At 66.3% G+C, this 16,876-nt stretch carries 16 protein-coding genes; 9 read left to right on the forward strand and 7 right to left on the reverse strand.

The window, feature by feature from the left end:
* Positions 1 to 324 precede the first annotated feature (324 nt).
* Positions 325 to 1,962 (reverse strand): ribonuclease J, encoded by a 1,638-nt coding sequence (locus LOC56_RS09485; protein WP_229952255.1) that lies wholly within the window; start codon positions 1,960 to 1,962, stop codon positions 325 to 327.
* 287 nt (positions 1,963 to 2,249) lie between these two features.
* A complete protein-coding gene (locus LOC56_RS09490; protein ID WP_229952025.1) occupies positions 2,250 to 2,483 on the reverse strand; it encodes a zinc-ribbon domain-containing protein in 234 nt (77 codons plus the stop codon).
* A 96-nt stretch (positions 2,484 to 2,579) separates the two neighbouring features.
* Between LOC56_RS09490 and LOC56_RS09495 the strand changes: the two genes are divergently transcribed.
* The 5 genes from LOC56_RS09495 (at position 2,580) to LOC56_RS09515 (ending at position 9,371) form a co-directional block, all read left to right on the forward strand.
* Positions 2,580 to 3,707, forward strand: coding sequence for a glycosyltransferase (locus tag LOC56_RS09495; RefSeq protein WP_229952026.1), 1,128 nt, complete (start codon positions 2,580 to 2,582; stop codon positions 3,705 to 3,707).
* A 223-nt stretch (positions 3,708 to 3,930) separates the two neighbouring features.
* Positions 3,931 to 5,538: an HNH endonuclease gene (locus LOC56_RS09500; protein WP_229952027.1), complete on the forward strand. Its 1,608-nt coding sequence runs from the start codon at positions 3,931 to 3,933 to the stop codon at positions 5,536 to 5,538.
* 100 nt (positions 5,539 to 5,638) lie between these two features.
* Complete coding sequence (locus tag LOC56_RS09505; protein WP_229952028.1) at positions 5,639 to 6,259, forward strand: L-threonylcarbamoyladenylate synthase; 621 nt, start codon at positions 5,639 to 5,641, stop codon at positions 6,257 to 6,259.
* 112 nt (positions 6,260 to 6,371) lie between these two features.
* Positions 6,372 to 8,687: an alkaline phosphatase gene (locus LOC56_RS09510; protein ID WP_229952029.1), complete on the forward strand. Its 2,316-nt coding sequence runs from the start codon at positions 6,372 to 6,374 to the stop codon at positions 8,685 to 8,687.
* Positions 8,688 to 8,810: 123 nt separating this feature from the next.
* The gene (locus LOC56_RS09515) at positions 8,811 to 9,371 is read left to right on the forward strand and encodes a hypothetical protein (protein ID WP_229952030.1); all 561 of its coding nucleotides are present in this window, start codon (positions 8,811 to 8,813) and stop codon (positions 9,369 to 9,371) included.
* On the opposite strand, the gene LOC56_RS09520 is transcribed toward LOC56_RS09515, so the two are convergent.
* The 5 genes from LOC56_RS09520 to LOC56_RS09540 form a co-directional block, all read right to left on the reverse strand.
* A complete protein-coding gene (locus LOC56_RS09520; RefSeq protein WP_229952031.1) occupies positions 9,320 to 10,051 on the reverse strand; it encodes a YqjF family protein in 732 nt (243 codons plus the stop codon). The genes LOC56_RS09515 and LOC56_RS09520 overlap by 52 nt on opposite strands.
* A 61-nt stretch (positions 10,052 to 10,112) precedes the next feature.
* Positions 10,113 to 11,417 (reverse strand): cation:proton antiporter, encoded by a 1,305-nt coding sequence (locus LOC56_RS09525; RefSeq protein ID WP_229952032.1) that lies wholly within the window; start codon positions 11,415 to 11,417, stop codon positions 10,113 to 10,115.
* Between the two features lie 65 nt (positions 11,418 to 11,482).
* Complete coding sequence (locus LOC56_RS09530; RefSeq protein WP_229952033.1) at positions 11,483 to 13,072, reverse strand: ABC-F family ATP-binding cassette domain-containing protein; 1,590 nt, start codon at positions 13,070 to 13,072, stop codon at positions 11,483 to 11,485.
* An 86-nt stretch (positions 13,073 to 13,158) separates the two neighbouring features.
* Positions 13,159 to 13,467: a hypothetical protein gene (locus LOC56_RS09535; RefSeq protein WP_229952034.1), complete on the reverse strand. Its 309-nt coding sequence runs from the start codon at positions 13,465 to 13,467 to the stop codon at positions 13,159 to 13,161.
* A gap of 124 nt (positions 13,468 to 13,591) precedes the next feature.
* Positions 13,592 to 14,044, reverse strand: a complete 453-nt coding sequence (locus LOC56_RS09540) for a Fur family transcriptional regulator (RefSeq protein ID WP_229952035.1) — start codon at positions 14,042 to 14,044, stop codon at positions 13,592 to 13,594.
* 160 nt (positions 14,045 to 14,204) lie between these two features.
* Between LOC56_RS09540 and LOC56_RS09545 the strand changes: the two genes are divergently transcribed.
* The 4 genes from LOC56_RS09545 to LOC56_RS09560 all read left to right on the forward strand — a co-directional run bounded on the left by LOC56_RS09545 (position 14,205) and on the right by LOC56_RS09560 (position 16,862).
* Positions 14,205 to 14,807 (forward strand): maleylpyruvate isomerase family mycothiol-dependent enzyme, encoded by a 603-nt coding sequence (locus tag LOC56_RS09545; RefSeq protein WP_229952036.1) that lies wholly within the window; start codon positions 14,205 to 14,207, stop codon positions 14,805 to 14,807.
* 46 nt (positions 14,808 to 14,853) lie between these two features.
* Positions 14,854 to 15,318, forward strand: a complete 465-nt coding sequence (locus LOC56_RS09550) for a GatB/YqeY domain-containing protein (protein WP_229952037.1) — start codon at positions 14,854 to 14,856, stop codon at positions 15,316 to 15,318.
* A gap of 66 nt (positions 15,319 to 15,384) precedes the next feature.
* Positions 15,385 to 15,975, forward strand: coding sequence for a TetR/AcrR family transcriptional regulator (locus tag LOC56_RS09555; RefSeq protein ID WP_229952038.1), 591 nt, complete (start codon positions 15,385 to 15,387; stop codon positions 15,973 to 15,975).
* Between the two features lie 65 nt (positions 15,976 to 16,040).
* A complete protein-coding gene (locus tag LOC56_RS09560; protein WP_229952039.1) occupies positions 16,041 to 16,862 on the forward strand; it encodes an SMP-30/gluconolactonase/LRE family protein in 822 nt (273 codons plus the stop codon).
* The last annotated feature ends 14 nt before the right edge of the window (positions 16,863 to 16,876 follow it).

Below are 16,876 nucleotides of genomic sequence, written 5' to 3' on the forward strand. Positions count from 1 at the left end.
GAGGAATGAGGATGTGGGGGGACGCATCCCTACAAGTTATCGACTTTGTCTGGGAAGGGTCTTGACCGAATGAGTCACATCGGGTAAGGGGCGGGTGGCGCCGGTGTCCGGAAGCAGGCCCGAATCCCGCTCCAGCACTGGGATCGGGCCGCTGCCGGACTCCGCTGCGGGGAACCGGCAGCGGGGCCGACCCGGAGGCCCTGCGAGAACAAAATCACAGCAAACCCGCGCTTCGGACAGTGCAAAAGGAGGGGCCGCAGGTCGCTGGTGCGACTTGCGGCCCCTCCTTTGGTGTGTTGGCTAAAGCCTCACAGATGCGGCGCCTTAGGCGTCGACGACAATCGCGGTGATCGCCGGTGTGCGGTTGTAGAAGCGGCGCATCCAGTTGGCGACGGCGCGCTCGATGACGTCTTCAAGGTCCTCGCTCTTCGGTCCGCGGCGGCTGCCCGCAGCGGCGTTGGCCAGGGCCTTCTCCACGGCTTCCTCTGCCTTCTTCAGGTCCTCGGACTTCACGGTGAAGCCCTTGGTGAAGAATTCGGCAGGCTCGGCGATGGTGCCGGTATCGGCGTCGACCAGGGCCAGCACCGTCACGGCGCCCTCCTCGGCCAGCTGCATGCGCTCCTTCAGGGTTTCCTCGGTGGTGTGGCCGACGCTGTCGCCGTCCACGAAGACCAGGTCCACCTGGTGCTTCCCGGAGATCGTGGCCCGGCCGCGGCGCAGGTCAACGGTCATGCCGTTTTCGGCGATGACGACGTCGCGGGGATCCATACCGGTAGCCTCTGCGATGGCTCCGTTGGCCTTGAGGTGGCGCCACTCGCCGTGCACCGGCATCACGTTGCGCGGCTTGACGATGTTGTAGCAGTAGGCGAGTTCGCCGGCACTGGCGTGGCCGGACACGTGCACCTTGGCATTGCCCTTGTGGACCACGTTGGCGCCGATCTTGGTCAGGTTGTTGATGATGCCGTAGATGGCGTTCTCGTTACCCGGGATCAGCGAACTGGCCATCAACACCGTGTCACCCTCGTGGATGCGGATCTGGTGATCCTTGTTGGCCATGCGGGACAGTGCGGCCATGGGCTCGCCCTGCGAACCGGTGCAGATCAGCACAACCTTGTGGTCATCGGTGCGCTGCAGCGACTTGAAGTCCACCAGGATGCCCTTGGGGATGTTCAGGTAGCCCAGTTCCTCGGCGATGGTCATGTTGCGGATCATCGAGCGGCCCACGAAGGAGACCTTGCGGTTGTAGCGCGATGCCGCGTCGATGACCTGCTGGATGCGGTGGATGTGGCTGGCGAAGCTGGAAACGATGATCCGGCGCGGGGCGGTGCGGAACACGGTGTCGATGGCCGGGGCCAGTTCCTTCTCCGAAGCCATGAAGCCGGGGACCTCGGCATTGGTGGAGTCGGTCAGGAACAGGTCCACGCCCTCCACGCCGAGCCGGGCGAAGCCGGTGAGGTCGGTGATGCGGCGGTCCAGCGGGAACTGGTCCATCTTGAAGTCGCCGGTGTGCAGCGCCATGCCGGCCGCTGTGCGGATGGCGATGGCCAAACCGTCGGGGATGGAGTGGTTCACGGCGAGGAACTCAAGGTCGAAGCCTCCGATGGTGCGGCGGTCGCCTTCCTTGACCTGGATCAGCTTGGGCTTGATCCGGTGTTCCTTCAGCTTGGCCTCGATGAACGCCAGGGTCAGCTTGGAGCCGACAATGGGGATGTCGGAGCGCTCACGAAGCAGGTACGGCACGCCGCCGATGTGGTCTTCGTGGCCGTGCGTCAGGACCACGGCGACGACGTCGTTCAGGCGGTCGCGGATGGCGGTGAAGTCCGGCAGGATCAGGTTTACGCCCGGGTGTTCTTCTTCGGGGAAGAGCACGCCGCAGTCGACGATCAGCAGCTTGCCGTCGAATTCGAAAACGGTCATGTTCCTGCCGATTTCGCCAAGGCCGCCGAGGTTCATGACACGCATGGTTCCCTTGGCGAGTTCCCGGGGGGCTTTCAGGACGGCAGGTGTTCTATTCACGGATGAGGGTTCTTTCGTTGGGGAGCGGATTGCAAGGTGGAACGGCAGCCGTACGGCGGCATTCCGGAAGTCTGTGGTACGGCCAGAACAGGGCCGACAGCTGTTGTGCTTCTTTCATTCTATTGACTTTTCCGGCGCGCCGGGGACACCCGGCTCTCCCGGAGAGTCTCGGGCGGTTCCGGAGGGTGTTCCGCGGCGTGTTCCGGGGCGGATCTTTTCGGCGCGGAAACGGCTCAGCCCCGCTGGAGGGCGTTCTTCTGCGACTTGTTGATCCCGGTGCTGCGGCCGCAGTTGGAGCAGGTAAAGGCGTAGCGGCGGCTGGTGGTGAGGACGGGGATGAAGAAAAGCGTCAGCCGGTTGGCGCGCTCTTCCACATACTGCTCGGCGTAGACGCCGCAGTACTGGCAGGTGGCCGGCCGCGAAAAGAGTGAGGAGAGCACGGTCTTGAATCCAATGAGCACGAACATCCGACCACTCTACGTCGCGCCGGCAGGCCGGGGCAGGCGGACACGCGGCTTTTACTAAGGTTGCTTAGCAACAGGGGTGTTGGTTATCTTTCGGGCATGGAACGCCGCCTCCCCCAGCTGGAGTACCTGCTGCCGCTGAAGTGGGCGGAGGACACCGGCCTGAACGAGCTGGTGGAATATCTGGAGCCGCTCAGCAGGCACGTGCGGGTCCTGGTGGTGGACGGTTCCGGCGACGAGTTGTACTCCCGTCACGGGCGGGCCTTCCCTCCCGGTGTGTTCCACTGCCGGCCCAAGCACCCCGAGTGCCGGAACGGCAAAGTCGACGGCGTGCTCACCGGCGTCGACCTGGCCGAGGGGCAGCAGCTCATCATTGCCGACGACGACGTCCGCTACACGCCGCAGCAGCTGGAGCGGATCTGCGCACTGTTGGAGGTGGCCGACGTCGTGCGTCCACAGAACTACTTTTCCTCCCCCTCTCCCCTGCCGTGGCACGCCCGGTGGGATACCGGGCGCATCCTCCTGAACCGTGCGTTCGGTGCCGACTACCCGGGAACGCTCGCGGTGCGGACCGAGGTCCTTCGACAGGCCGGCGGCTACAGCGGGGACGTGTTGTTCGAGAACCTGGAACTATTGCGTACCGTCCGGGCGGCCGGTGGTGTGGAGATGCGTGCCGATGACCTGTTTGTCGCCCGGCTCCCGTCCTCCACAGCGCACTTCTTCCGGCAGCGCGTGCGCCAGGCCTACGACGATCTTGCCCAGCCGCTGCGGCTGGCTGCCGAGTTGCCGCTGCTTCCGCTGCTGTGCTGGAGTGCCCGCAAACCCCTGCGCCTGGCGGCATTGGCCGCCTCAGTCACCGTAGCCGCGGAATACGGGCGACGGCGCGACGGCGGCCGGCAGGTGTTCGGCCCGTCGTCGGCCCTGTGGGCTCCACTGTGGCTGGTTGAGCGTGCCTTGTGTGTCTGGCTGGCCATGTATTGGCGGCTGCGCGGCGGCATTCCCTACTCAGGCGCGCGGCTGAAGACGGCTGCGCACTCGGTGCGCCGGATCCGGAGGCTTCGGGGGCTTCGGGGGTTTCGCGGGTTGGGTCAGCGCTCTCTGGGGGTGAGGCGCGCGGGTTTTCGCCTGCGAGCGCCGAAGCTCGGGGGCCTAGTCTCAAGTCCGGCCTGCGAGTGCACACTCGGGTTCGTTGGCACCAACCTGCGAGCGCCAAAGCCCGGGGCCTAGCCTCAGGGCAGGTTCCCGCCTGTGAGTGCGCCCGGGCTTGAGCCGCAGGGTCCCGCCTGGAAGCCAGCACCCCGCATCAGGCGGCCGAGCCACACGGAGGAACGCCCCCTGGCACCAGCAACCGGCCCGGCATTTGGCTCTGGTTAGCGGACCGGAAAGACAGGTAGTAGTTCGGGTATTTCCTTCCTTCTCCTTGTCGCTCACCGCCGATAGACTCGAACACATGTTCGAATATCGTCCGGCGGAACACCACTTCAGAGCGACCCCCTCCCGTGTCAGCAGCGCGTCAGTGAACGCATGGGTGGGCGTTTTGAGTGAAGAGAGCGACGCTGAGCTTGCCCCAGATCCGGACACAGAGCTAATCGACAGGATTCGTGCCCTTGAAGAGCTGAAGGCAGCAGCATCGGCAGCGCAGGCCCGGACCGCCGCGGCGTTTGACGCCTCGCAGCGCCGGAAGCAGGCGTTGGAGGGAGTGCCGAGGGACAGGCAGGGATGGGGCGTGGCTTCGCAGATAGCTTTGGCCCGGAGGGAATCGGCGAACCGCGGCGGGCGTCTGCTGGGGTTCGCCAAGGCCCTTACGCAGGACATGCCCTGCACTCTCTACGCCCTGAGCCACGGAAAGATCAGCGAATGGCGGGCCACACTGCTGGTGCGTGAAACCGCGTGCCTGAGCAGAGAAGATCGGCAGCGGGTGGATGTGGAAGTGGCCGGGGATCCGGAGCTGCTGGAAACCCTGGGAGATCGGCAGCTCATTTCCCGCGCCAGGGGTGCCTCTTACCGGCTGGACCCGCAGGCTGCCGTGAACCGGGCGGCCAAGGCTGCATCCGAACGTTTCGTTTCCTGCCGTCCCGCACCGGACACCATGACGTACCTGACGGGACTTCTGCCGGTGGCCCAGGGCGTAGGCGTTTACGCTGCCCTGTCCCGTGAGGCAGACCGGCTGACTGCCGCCGGGGACGGGCGTACCCGCGGCCAGATCATGGCGGACACACTTGTAGGCCGAATCACCGGTCAGACACAGGCGGACGCCATGAAGGTGGAGGTCCAGCTGGTGATGACGGACCGGACGCTGCTGGCCGGAGAATCGGAACCGGCTTTCGTCCCCGGCTATGGACCGGTTCCGGCGCAATGGGCCAGGGATCTGGTCCGCAACCGGGATCGGGCCAAGGGCGTTCGCGAAGAGGGTAACCGCAAGGGCAAGGGCGAGAGCCGGTTCAAAGGGAACGCCGGTCGCGACGCCGATGGCACCGCTGCCGCCCCGGGCATCGACCGGGACGACAGCATTGAGAAGGGTGGACGTAACAGTGTGGGTGGCAGTGCTGGAGGCGACGCCCCGCCCGGCGGCACGAACGGGGGCCGACGCCGGGGACGGAGCGAAAGACCCGCCAAGGAAGCCCAGACCTTCGTCCGCAGGCTGTACACGGCTCCGGAAACCGGCGAGCTGGTCGCTATGGACGCCCGGGCACGCTTGTTCCCGACCTCCCTGGCCCGGTTCATCGCCGCACGGGACTCCACCTGCCGGATGCCGTGGTGCGGTGCTCCGATCCGAGAGTTCGACCATGTCCGGCGGCACAGCGACGGAGGTCCCACCAGCATCGGGAACGGACAGGGACTCTGCGAAGCGTGCAACCACGCCAAGGAAGCGCCGGGCTGGTCTGCAAAGGTAATCAAACCTCCCGGCGCACCCGCACTACCCGCCCATACAGTGGAGACCTCCACACCAACCGGACACAGATATCGCTCCACTGCGCCACCGTTGGCAGGTGCTCCTGTTGAGGCGGGCCTCTCTGCCGTCGAAAGGATAGTGGCGGATCTGATCCGGGCTGCATAGCCGGCAGCGTCGTCAGACAGCGAGCGCTCGCAGGCGCACTCGGAATCCCAGCCAGTCCCGGTCAGTCCCCGTCAGCGAGCGCCACCGGTAGGCTGTGGAGATGGCCAGATACTTTGACGTACACCCCGAAAACCCGCAGCCCAGGGCCATCGGCCAGATTGTGAACCTGCTCGAATCCGGCGGATTGATCGCCTACCCCACCGACTCTTGCTATGCGCTGGGAGTGCAGCTGGGCAACCGGGAGGGACTGGAACGCATCCGGCAGATCCGCCAGCTGGACGAGAGGCACCACTTCACCCTGGTCTGCCGCAACTTCGCGCAGCTGGGCCAGTTCGTGCAGCTGGACAACTCGGTGTTCCGCAGCATCAAGGCCGCCACCCCCGGAAGCTACACCTTCATCCTGCCGGCGGTGAAAGAAGTGCCCAAGTGGCTGCTCCAGCCCAAGAAGCGGACAGTCGGCGTACGCATCCCGGACAACACGGTGGTGCAGTCGATCCTCGACGGCCTCGGCGAACCATTGCTCTCCAGCACACTGCTGCTGCCCGGCGACGAGGATCCGATGACCCAGGGCTGGGAAATCAAGGAGCGTCTGGACCACCAGGTGGATGCCGTCATCGATTCCGGGTTCTGCGGCCCGGAGCCCACAACAGTCATCGATTTCTCCGGTGACTCGCCGGAAATCGTGCGGCGCGGAACCGGAGACCCGACGCCCTTCGAGTAACCCCCGCGGCCCGGAACCTTTATTGGTTCCTGCGGTTGACTCTCCCTTGGCGTGCACGAAGTCTGGCACGCGTCAGGGGGAACCATCGCTAGGCACTCGCAGGGGAAACCACATGAAGAAGACGGCTAAAACACTATCGACGGCGATATTGGGTATCTGCGTCCTGGCGGGATGCGGCGTAGGTACCGGGCTTCCGGGCATAGGCGGCGGGAACGGCCATCCCACCGGCTCCCCCGGACCCACCAAGACTTCCACGCCCGCTCCCACCACAACTTCCACCCCGACCCCCACCGGAACACCGACACCGACGAAGACCTCGACACCGTCACCGACACCGACAGACGGCGGCGGCGGGCATGGGAACGACGACGCCGTCAACGTAATCCTGATGGTCGGCGACGGGATGGGGACGGCTCAACGCGACGCCATCCGGCTGGCCTCGGTAGGCCTGAGCGGGGAACTGGCCATGGATTCGCTGCCCGAGGTGGGCCGGGTCCACACCAATTCCGCGGATCCCGGCACCTTCATCACCGACTCGGCCGCTGCTGCCACGTCAATGGCCACCGGGGTGAAGACTTACAACGGTGCCATCGGTGTGGATCTGGAGCAGCAGCCCGTGACCTCGGCGCTGGAAATCGCCGAACGGCTGGGAAAGTCCTCCGGGCTGGTCACCACGGCCCAGGTTACGGATGCAACCCCCGCCGCTTTCGGCTCCCATGTACTCGACCGGGACGAGCAGAGCGCCATCGCTGCCCAGTTCCTGCGCAGTTCCCACCCGGAAGTGATCCTGGGCGGCGGCGAAGACTACTGGTACCCGGCGGGCAACCCGGGCAGGTACCCCGACAACCCTGCAGAGGACGAATCCGAGGAAAGTGCCGGCACCGAGGGCAACCTGGTGGAAGAGGCCCAGGACCTTGGATATGAATACGTCTGGGATCTGCCCGGCCTGCAGGCGGCAGATAGCGACATGCTCCTGGGGCTCTTCGCCAACGAGGAGATGTTCCAGTACGGAGACGACGTCGAAGAGGCTTACGAGCCCACGGTTCCGCTGACCGAAATGACCCGGAAAGCCATCGACGTCCTGAACAACAACCAGGATGACAACGGCTTCTTCCTCATGGTGGAGGAAGAAGGGATCGACGCCATGAGCCATGTCAACAACGGGGCGTTGACCATTGAGTCCGGCATCCAGTTCGACAACTCCGTCGCCCTGGCCAAGGAGTTCGCCGAGCAGGACGGCAATACCCTGCTGATCACGGTGGGCGACCACCAGACCGGCGGTATGACCATCGAACCGCTGGGGGATGCTTCCAACCCGGACAGCCCGGTGCAGGAAGGTCCGTTCGACGTCGCCAACTCGGACCAGCAGTTCCAGATCGACTGGACCACCGGCGGGCATACGGGCGACGACGTCCCCCTGACCGCGATGGGACCCGGTGCAGAAATGCTGACGGGCGTCTACGAGAACACCAACATCTTCGAGGTCATGGTTTCGGTGATGCGCTCCGGCACGGAACGGGACTTTGACCTCCAGGCGCACCGCGGCGGACGCGGCGAAGTTACCGAAGAATCCCTCGCGGCCTTCGCACACGCATTGGAACTGGGCGTCACCACCCTGGAACTGGACACGCACCTGACCGAGGACGGCCGGGTGATCGTCTGGCACGACGACATCATCCTGACCACAAAATGCGCTGATACGGCCCCTGCCACTTCCGGGGATCCGGAATTCCCCTACGTGGGCGACCCCGTAGCGGAATTGAGCCTTTTGCAGCTCCAGACCCTGAACTGCGGCTACCAGCAGCTGCCGGGTTACCCGGAGCAGGATGTCGCGGAGGGCAACCGGATTGCTGAGCTGAGCGATGTCTACCGCCTCGCCCGCGAGTACGGTGCACGCAAAATCCAGTTCAACGTCGAAACCAAGGTCGAGGACGGCCAGGCCGGCGGGCCCCGCAGTGTCGCCCTGACCGAGGCGGTGGTGGACGTGGTCCGCGATGCGAACCGGGAGCGCCGCACCACCATCCAGTCCTTTGACTGGTCCACCCTGAACCTGCTCGAGCGGATCGCCCCGGAATTGACCCGGGTGGCTTTGGCCAGCACACCGGAAGACCTCGGCGTAGGCCAGCCGGGCGCAGCCCCGCAGCTGGGCGGACTCGATATAGATGACTTCGGCGGCTCCGTAGTCCGTGCCGCCCATGCCCAGGGTTACGACGTGCTGTCCCCCATCTACACCACTGTCACAGCCGAGATGATCGCCGAGGCACACGAACTCGGCCTGCAGGTCATTCCCTGGACCGTCAATGAGGTGGCAGACATGCACCGGCTCATCGACCTGGGCGTGGACGGACTCATCACCGACTACCCCACCCGTCTGCGCGCGGTAATGGAGGAACGGGGCTTCGACCTGCCCCGGGCCTACCTCCCCTGAGTTCCTTCAACGACTCCGGCAGCAAAGGACGGCTAAACACCGGACACCGTGCCGGGACCGAAGCATCGGTCCCGGCACGGCTCCCGTTTCGGCACGACAGATCCCGGATGGCATGCTGAAGTCATGCCCGGTCTCTACATCCTCCCCTCCAGCTGGCTGCTCGACGCGACCCCCGAGGCGGTGTGGGAGACCGTGGCCAGCCCGGAAATGAGCTGGCCGCGCTGGTGGCCCGGCTGCACGCTCCAGGACCTCGCCACCGATCCGAGCGCCGATACCGCAGACCCAACGTCGCAGCTGCTGGCCACTACCGCCCGTCTGCGCTTCCGTGCCGCTCTGGGCTATCACCTGTCCATCACCATCCACCCCACCACAGCGGTCCAGCCACGGATCATAGAGTTCGACGCCGGCGGAGACCTGGCGGGCACTGGCAGAATCCGTCTGTTCCCCATGCCGGCAGCCTCCCCCGGGAACGCCCCCGGTGACGCGGCGCAGACCCGGATGGACATCGACTGGCGGGTACGGCCCACCCGGCGCTGGATGCGCCTGCTCACCCCCGCGGCACGGCCGGCCTTCACCGCAGCCCACTCGCTGCTGATGCGGCAGGGCGAACGTGGACTGCGCCGGGAACTGGCTCAGACCACCCGTCGCGGACTGCCGAACAAGGTCCGCACCCCGGGCGAGTAATGCACCTTGTCCGGCGGGCCCTCGACGGGAAGTCCGGCCGCAGGCACCAGTTCATCGTGAAAGTGCGTCAGCCGGGCCGGATGCAGCGGCCACGGCCGGTGCGAGATGGGAATGAACGCTGTCCGGCCGCCGAAAGCCGCGTGCAGTCCGAAGCGCGCCGTGAGCAGGACGGACAACTCATCATCAGCCTGCCGGGCATAGTCCGGCAGCACCGTGAAAGTCGAGCGGGCCTGCCTCCCGAACCGCTCGACGTCGTACCCCAGCCCCCGGCCGGAACGGGTGGGGCGGCAGCGGGACCAGATGTACGGGATGCGCAGCGAACGGGCGGCCAGCACCGGGACGAGCCTCGACGCATCCAGGCTCAGGAACAGCACTCCCCGGCTGCCGTCCCTGCCGCGCGAATACAGGCGGACATTGACCTCGGTGAAGGATCCGAAAAACGGCACGGGGACCCTGCCAAGCTCGGTCTGCGGCGCCCGGAAACCGATGAGCCCCACCCAGGTGGAACCGTGGAAGACATCCGGTTCGACGCCGGGAGGCATGTACGGTGCGGCAGCAGACGCGGGAATGCGCCAGTGAAGGAAAACCGTGCCGGCCCAGGTCTGGGCCATCAGTATCGGCGGCGTCACCCTTGGTCCCGCGGGCCAGGGATCCTCCATGCCGTGGACGGGGGTACCCATGGCGCCAAGGTAACAGCGCGCCAGCCGGGCCGAAAGGGCAGGCGAAAGGGCAGGCGCGGGGCTAGACCGCCGTATCCGGCCGTTCTTCGCCGAAGCGTTCCACGGCTGTCTTGCGGCGGATGCGGTCCAGCCGGTTGATCACCGGCGCCGCCGTGATCCCGTGCAGCACGATGGATGAGGCCACCACCAGACCGAGCAGGCCCCACAGCTGCTCCGCGTCGTCGAAGTTCCCCTTGCCCAACGCGTAACCGAGGTAATACAGGGAGCCGATACCGCGGACTCCGAAGAAGGCGATGGCCATCCGCTCGCGGGGGCCGGGCCGGCCGCCCAGCAGACCCACCCATCCGGCGAGGGGCCGAACCACGAGCAGGAATGCGGCGGCCACCGCCACCTCGCGCCAGCCGACGCCGGAAAGCAGTCCGCGGGCAATGGCGCCGCCGAGCAGCAGCAGCAGGACGACGGTCAGCAGCCGCTCCAGCTGCTCCACGTAGCTGTGCAGCACCCGGTGGTAGCCGTGGGTGCGTTCAGCGGCCCGGATGGTGACGGCACAGACGAAGACGGCAACAAAACCGTAGCCGTCCAGCATCTCGGTGATGCCGTAGGCCAGGAACGTGGCCGCCAGGGCCACGAAGCCTTCGGAGTGGTTGGAGAGGCGGATGCTTTCCAGCCGTGCGGAGAAGAAGAGGCGGCTCAGGACCTTGCCGGTGACGAGGCCGAGGAGGACGCCCATGCCTATCCGCCAGAAAACGTCCACGGCGACCCAGTGCGGGAACCAGTCCGACGGCGCCGTCCCCACCAGGCTCATGCCGATGGCGAGGTAGACAAACGGGAAGGCCAGGCCGTCATTCAGCCCGGCTTCGGAGGTCAGGCCGAACCGGACCTCGTCCTCGGCTTCGTGCTCCGAGTCCTCTTCCTCGTCGTCGGCCGGTTCGCCCACCTGCACTTCGGAGGCCAGGACCGGGTCGGTCGGGGCCAGGGCTGCGGCCAACAGGACGGCCGCTGCCAGGCCCACTCCGAGGATCCAGAGGTTCAGCAGGGTCAGGCCCAGCAGGCTCAGCGGCATGGCAATGCCCAGCATCCGCCAGGTGGTGGACCAACGCCGCCAGCCGACCGGCCGGTCCAGTGCCAGTCCCGCGCCCATCAGGGAAATGATCACGCACACCTCGGTCAGGTGGGTGGTGAATTCTCCGTAGCGCACCGGATCCGGGTCCGGGAGGTCCGTCAGGAGGCTGAACGTCAGGATTCCCGCACCAAGGAACACCATGGGCATGGAAACCGGAACGTTGCGCAGCACCTTGGGCAGCACGGCTGCAAGGAAAACTGCTAGGCCGGCTGCAAGGAAGACAAGGCTGGGTCCGTCAAACACCCCCCGACATTACCTTCGGCATCGGGCGCCCCGACAGGTGCCGCGCCGAACCGGCGTCGGCTCCCCTAGGCTTCGCGGATGGTGACCTGCCCGGGCTCCGCTCCCTCGGCACCGAAGACGAGCCAGCGGGTGGCGATTTTTTCGGTGAAGAACCGGTCGTGGCTGACCACTATGACGGCGCCGGGGAAATGCAGCAGGGCGCGTTCCATGACCTGCGTGCTGGACATGTCCAGGTGGTTGGTGGGTTCGTCCAGCAGCAGGACGGGAGCACCCGAAAGCAGGCACTGGGCCATGGCGACGCGGGCGCGCTGCCCGCCGGAAAGGTTGCCGATCTTCTGCACCAGGTCCGCTTCGGAGAACTGGAACATGGTCAGGAACCGGTTGACGGATTTTTTCGTGGCACTGAAGGCCAGGGATCCCGGCAGCGCGTTCACCGCGTGGGTGACGGTGTCGGCGTCGTCGAGCTCTGCCAGCATCTTGTTGTAGGAAACCATGGCCGGTCCCTTCGGCCAGGTGACGTCGCCGGCGTCGGGCTGTTCTTCGCCCGTGAGCACGCGCAGCAGCGTGGTCTTGCCGCTGCCGTTGGTTCCGGTGACGGCGATGCGGTCCCCCTTGTTCACCTCGAAGCTCAGGTCCTCGAAGAGCACTTTTTCGCCGTAGGACTTGGACACACCGCGGACGCGGCCGAGTACGTCCTTGACGTGCAGGCCGTCGTAGATGCCGGTGATGATTTCATCCACGGGCCGGGGCGCGCGGGATTTCTTGATGCGGGCCAGCTGGGTGCTGAGCCGCCCGCCGGCTTTGGCCGCCTCGCGGCGGTCCGCAATGCCTTCGGCTTCAAAGGCCAGCAGTTCCGCCTCATGGACGAACTGGGCCTGGAGGTTCTTCAACCGGAACTGCTTCTGCACCACGTACTCGGCGAAGTTTCCCGGGTATTCGTGCAGGTGGAAGTTCTCCACCTCCACGATGCGGGTAACGACGGCGTCGAGGAACTTCCGGTCGTGGGAGACGATGATGGCCGCTCCCCGGAAGTCGCGGAACCAGCCCTCGAGCCATTCGACGCCGGCCACGTCCAGGTAGTTGGTGGGTTCGTCGAGCAGCAGGACATCGGGCTGCTCCAGCAGGATCTTCGCCAGTGCGGCGCGGTTCCGCCAGCCGCCGGACAGGGCGTCGATGGGACACACGCGGTGTGCGGCGGTGAAGCCGAGGGTGGTGAGCACGCTGTCAATGCGGCGCGGATAGTCCCAGCCGTCGAGCCGGTCCATGGTTTCGAACAGTTCCGACTGGCGGCGGATGAGCCGGTCCATTTCCTTGCCTGAGGGATCTGCTGCAATAGCTTCGTCGATGCCCGCCAGCTCGGCCTCGACGTCCTTGATCTCCGTGAAGACGGAGTCCAGGACCTCGGCAATGCTCGCCTGGCCGTCCAGTTCGGAGAACTGGGAGAAGTAGCCGATCTTCACGCCCGCTTCCACGGTCACGGTGCCGGAGTCGGGCTGCACCTGGTCCAGGACCAGTTTCAGGATGGTGGATTTGCCGGAGCCGTTCCGGCCGATCAGGCCGATCCGGTCCTTGGGCTCGAGCCGCAGGAACGCTTCACGCAGCACCTGCTTGTTCTCGAAGGAAGTATTGACGTCCTGCAGCCGGATCAGGCTCATGGTGTCCTCTCAAAGGGGTTGGTTTCCTCGCCCCGCGGGACAACGACCATTCATCCTATCCGCTGCTGCCGGTCGCAGCGGCGGGACTAGCCGCGCAGGGTGTAGCTGCCCTGGGGGCGGCGGTTGAGGTGCGTGGAGGTGTCCACGTAGCTACCCAGGTTGCGGGGGCGGGTGAGTGCCCGGCGGCCGGTGGAGACGTAGCTTCCCTCGGCACGCGGGGTTCCCAGCGGGCAGTCGTAGCGGCTGGTGTAGGTGCCCGGCCGACGGGACTGGGTTGCCGGAGCGGCATGTTCGGCAGAAGCCGTGGGGGCCGGGGTGCTTTCGGCGGGGGCTGTGCGGGGGGCGGCGGTTTCGGTGGTGGCCGCGGCGGTGTTTCGGTTGAGCAAGGTAGTCATGGGTGTCTCCTCAGTTGACGCTTGGGGTGAGACTCGGGCCGCGGCGGCAGGTTTTTGGGCAGCGTTCAGCCCGGGATGTGTCGCCGTTGATTGGTGCCCGCCTAGGTATGGGCGGTGGTGCGCGTTAGCGGGCGGAGGAATCCGCCTGTTTGGCGCAGGTGCTGCAGATGCCGCTGAAGGTTACTTCGGCAGCCAGTACGGTAAAGCCGGAGTCGTCCGACGGGGTCAGGCAGGGTGCCTGGCCGATCACGCAGTCGACGTCCTTGATGGCTCCGCAGCGGATGCAGACCAGGTGGTGGTGGTTATCCCCCACCCGCGACTCGTACAGTGCCGGCGAACCGGCGGGCTCCACCCGCCGGGCCAGTCCGGCCTCGGTAAAGGCGGACAGGATGCCGTAGACGGCCTGCGCGGAAATGCCCGGCAGTTCCGATCGGACGGAAGCCAGGACCTTGTCCGCGCTGGAATGCGGTTCCCGCTGCAGCGCTCCCAGCACTGCAGCGCGCTGTGACGTGGCTTTCAGCCCCGCTGACCGGATGGTTCCGGCCAGGGTTTCTGCTGTTTCCGCCGCGTTCTGCATACCTAAAACACTAACAGTTGTTTTGATTGCCTAAAGACAACTATGGGCCTTTTGCGCTGTGATTCCGGACGCTGTGACCGCCGCCGCAAGAGGGCATTGACGCTGGCGAATTGCTTTAGTTTCCTTGGGTACCGAGTGCCTATCAACCAAAGGAGCCGGCTTGCGGAAGTCCACAGCAGCAGTCTGGGAGGTCGTACACGCCGAGCGGCGGCGGCTCGCAGCCGACCTCTCCCACCTGGAGGCGGAACAGTGGGAGGCGCCCTCGCTCTGTCCCGGGTGGAGCATCCATGATGTCCTGGCCCATCTCGTGGATACGGCACGCACCGGCAGGGCCGGGTTCGTCCGCGGCATGCTCGGGGCACGCCTTGATTTCGACCGCCTGAACCAACGCGGCGTCCTGCGGGAAAAGCGGCTGTACCCGGAAGGCACTCTCCGCGCACTGCGGGAGGTGTCAGAGCTGACCCGGACGCCGCCGGTCAACCCGGCAACCCGCCTGGTTGAAGCGATCGTGCACGGTGAGGACATCCGCCGCCCCCTCGGCCTCGTAGGAAGCTATCCGGAGCCCGCAGTTGTCCGGGCCCTTGCCTACCAGCTCCGGACCCCGGTTGCGTTCGGCGGAGGACGCGAGCGGGCCGCGGGCCTGCGGCTGGTCGACCGGCGCACCGGGACGGCCTGGGGCACCGGCACCGAGGTCGAAGCCGATGCCCTGGACCTGCTGCTCACCGTGTCCGGGCGCCCCGTGGAGCTGGACCCGCCCGCATAGGGGACGATGGAAAGGAAAGTACTACATCACCGTAAGGACGAGGACCATGGGCACTTTGAAAGAGCAGCTGCAGGCGGATATGAAGACGCACATGAAATCGGGCAACCGTGTGGCACTGACCACCGTGCGCAATGTACTGGGGGAAATCACTACCAGGGAGAAGTCGGGGAAGACGCCGGTGGAGCTCGACGACGTCCAGATCGTGTCCCTGCTGCAGAAGGAAGCAGCCAAGCGCCGCGATACCGCCGGAATCTACACGGAGGCCGGCGAGACCGAACGCGCTGCCGCCGAGGCGGCCGAGGCAGAAATCATCGAAGCCTACCTGCCCGCTCCCCTGACCCGGGCCGACGTGGAAGCCATTGTGGATGAAGCAATCGCGGATCTGCGTGCCGGCGGGGAAGAGCCGTCGATGCGGCAGATGGGACAGGTCATGAAGCCCGTGACCGCCAAGGTGGCCGGACGGTTTGACGGCAAGACGGTGAGCGAGATCGTCCGTTCCCGACTCGCCTAGCGGCAGCCGGCCCCACTGCTACTCTGGTTGCTGAACGCTCATTCCGCTGATCATCCGGAGGTACAGGTGCCCGCAACAGGTACGGGCCAGCGCCTGCTGGATTCCGCCACGGAGGCCTTCGCGGCGAAGGGATTCCACGGCACCACCACCCGCGACATCGCCACGGCCGCCGGGGTCACTCCCGGCGCCGTCTATGTCCACCACCGTTCCAAGGAAGAGCTGCTCTACAGCATTTCCCGCCTCGGGCACGAGCGCACCCTGGAACTGGTCCGTTCCGGTGCCGCCTCAAGCAGCGATCCGGTGCAGCAGATCTCGACCATGGTGCGCGACTTCGTCCAGTGGCAGGCAGCCAACCGCACCAAATCCAGCGTGGTGAACTTCGAGCTTGCCGCCCTCACGGAGGACCACCGGGCCGAGGTGCTGAAGATCCGCCGGTCCGTGGACGCTGAGTTCCGGACCGTCGTCGACCGCGGACGGGAGGAAGGCCTCTTCGACATCGAGGACACCGGCCTTGCCGTCCTGGCCCTGCTCTCCCTCTGCGTGGACGTGGCGCGCTGGTACCGCAACGACGGACGGCAGACCGCGGCCGGCATTGGGGAACACCACAGCCGGTTGGCGCTGCGGATGCTGGGCGCCGCCGTACCCGCGGAGCCCTAGCCCTGTTATCCGCCTCGGGGTGCCCGGCATACTGGAAGCCCGAACCTCAACAAGCGAGGTGCAGCATGGCTGAACCGACAACGCTGGTCTCCGGGATCGGCATGGGTGAATCCGCCCGATGGCACGCCGACGAACTTTGGTTCGCGGACTGGACGGCGGGGACCATCTCCGCACTGAGCCCGGACGGGGACGTGCGGCGGGTGACGGCGGTGCCGTCCTTCCCCATCAGCTTTGACTGGCTGCCGGACGGGCGGATGGCCGTGGTCTCCGGGACGGACCGAACCGTCTTCCTGGAAATTCCCAATGCAGGGCTGGTCCCGCACGCGGATTTGAGCGGCCTGTCGGACCACCCCTGGAACGAGATTGCCGTGCACCCTTCCGGCAACATCTATGTGAACGGCTTGGGCTACGACTATTCGGCCGATCCGCAGAGCAGCGGGATCGTCGCGCTCATCCGGCCGGACGGCTCAGCGGTGCAGGTGGCTGACGGCCTGGCATTCCCCAACGGCATGCTGGTCTCCGACGACGGCGCCAGCCTCGTGGTCGCCGAGTCCCACGCCGGCCGCCTGACGTCCTTCGCTATTGCCGACGACGGCGCCCTCACGCCTGCCGGGGAATGGGCAGCGGTCTCGGGCAGCGCGCCCGACGGCATCTGCTGGGACGGCACCGGGGGCATCTGGTTTGCCGAAGTGCCCGGCGAACGCTGTGTCCGGGTCCGGGAGGGCGGGAGCGTGGTGGAAACGGTGCAGCTGGACCAGGGCTGCTTCTCCTGCGCCGTCGGCGGGAACGACGGCGGCCTGCTGTTTATGCTGACCGCCCAGTGGCCGGAGGTGATGGATCCGGCCACCCCCGGCACCGGCCAGGTCCTGGGCCTGCGGGTCCGCTGACGCCGCTGACCCGG

The organism is Arthrobacter sp. zg-Y179, from assembly GCF_020907345.1.
GTDB classification, from domain to species: domain Bacteria; phylum Actinomycetota; class Actinomycetes; order Actinomycetales; family Micrococcaceae; genus Arthrobacter_B; species Arthrobacter_B jinronghuae.

Bases quoted from the DNA above. Each gene is read 5' to 3' on its own strand.
- LOC56_RS09515 (WP_229952030.1), top strand. From the start codon at position 8,811: ATGCCCGGTCTCTACATCCTCCCCTCCAGCTGGCTGCTCGACGCGACC.
- LOC56_RS09560 (WP_229952039.1), top strand. From the start codon at position 16,041: ATGGCTGAACCGACAACGCTGGTCTCCGGGATCGGCATGGGTGAATCC.
- LOC56_RS09490 (WP_229952025.1), bottom strand. From the start codon at position 2,483: ATGTTCGTGCTCATTGGATTCAAGACCGTGCTCTCCTCACTCTTTTCG.
- LOC56_RS09550 (WP_229952037.1), top strand. From the start codon at position 14,854: ATGGGCACTTTGAAAGAGCAGCTGCAGGCGGATATGAAGACGCACATG.
- LOC56_RS09485 (WP_229952255.1), bottom strand. From the start codon at position 1,962: ATGCGTGTCATGAACCTCGGCGGCCTTGGCGAAATCGGCAGGAACATG.
- LOC56_RS09495 (WP_229952026.1), top strand. From the start codon at position 2,580: ATGGAACGCCGCCTCCCCCAGCTGGAGTACCTGCTGCCGCTGAAGTGG.
- LOC56_RS09500 (WP_229952027.1), top strand. From the start codon at position 3,931: ATGTTCGAATATCGTCCGGCGGAACACCACTTCAGAGCGACCCCCTCC.
- LOC56_RS09520 (WP_229952031.1), bottom strand. From the start codon at position 10,051: ATGGGTACCCCCGTCCACGGCATGGAGGATCCCTGGCCCGCGGGACCA.
- LOC56_RS09540 (WP_229952035.1), bottom strand. From the start codon at position 14,044: ATGCAGAACGCGGCGGAAACAGCAGAAACCCTGGCCGGAACCATCCGG.
- LOC56_RS09535 (WP_229952034.1), bottom strand. From the start codon at position 13,467: ATGACTACCTTGCTCAACCGAAACACCGCCGCGGCCACCACCGAAACC.
- LOC56_RS09510 (WP_229952029.1), top strand. From the start codon at position 6,372: ATGAAGAAGACGGCTAAAACACTATCGACGGCGATATTGGGTATCTGC.
- LOC56_RS09505 (WP_229952028.1), top strand. From the start codon at position 5,639: ATGGCCAGATACTTTGACGTACACCCCGAAAACCCGCAGCCCAGGGCC.
- LOC56_RS09530 (WP_229952033.1), bottom strand. From the start codon at position 13,072: ATGAGCCTGATCCGGCTGCAGGACGTCAATACTTCCTTCGAGAACAAG.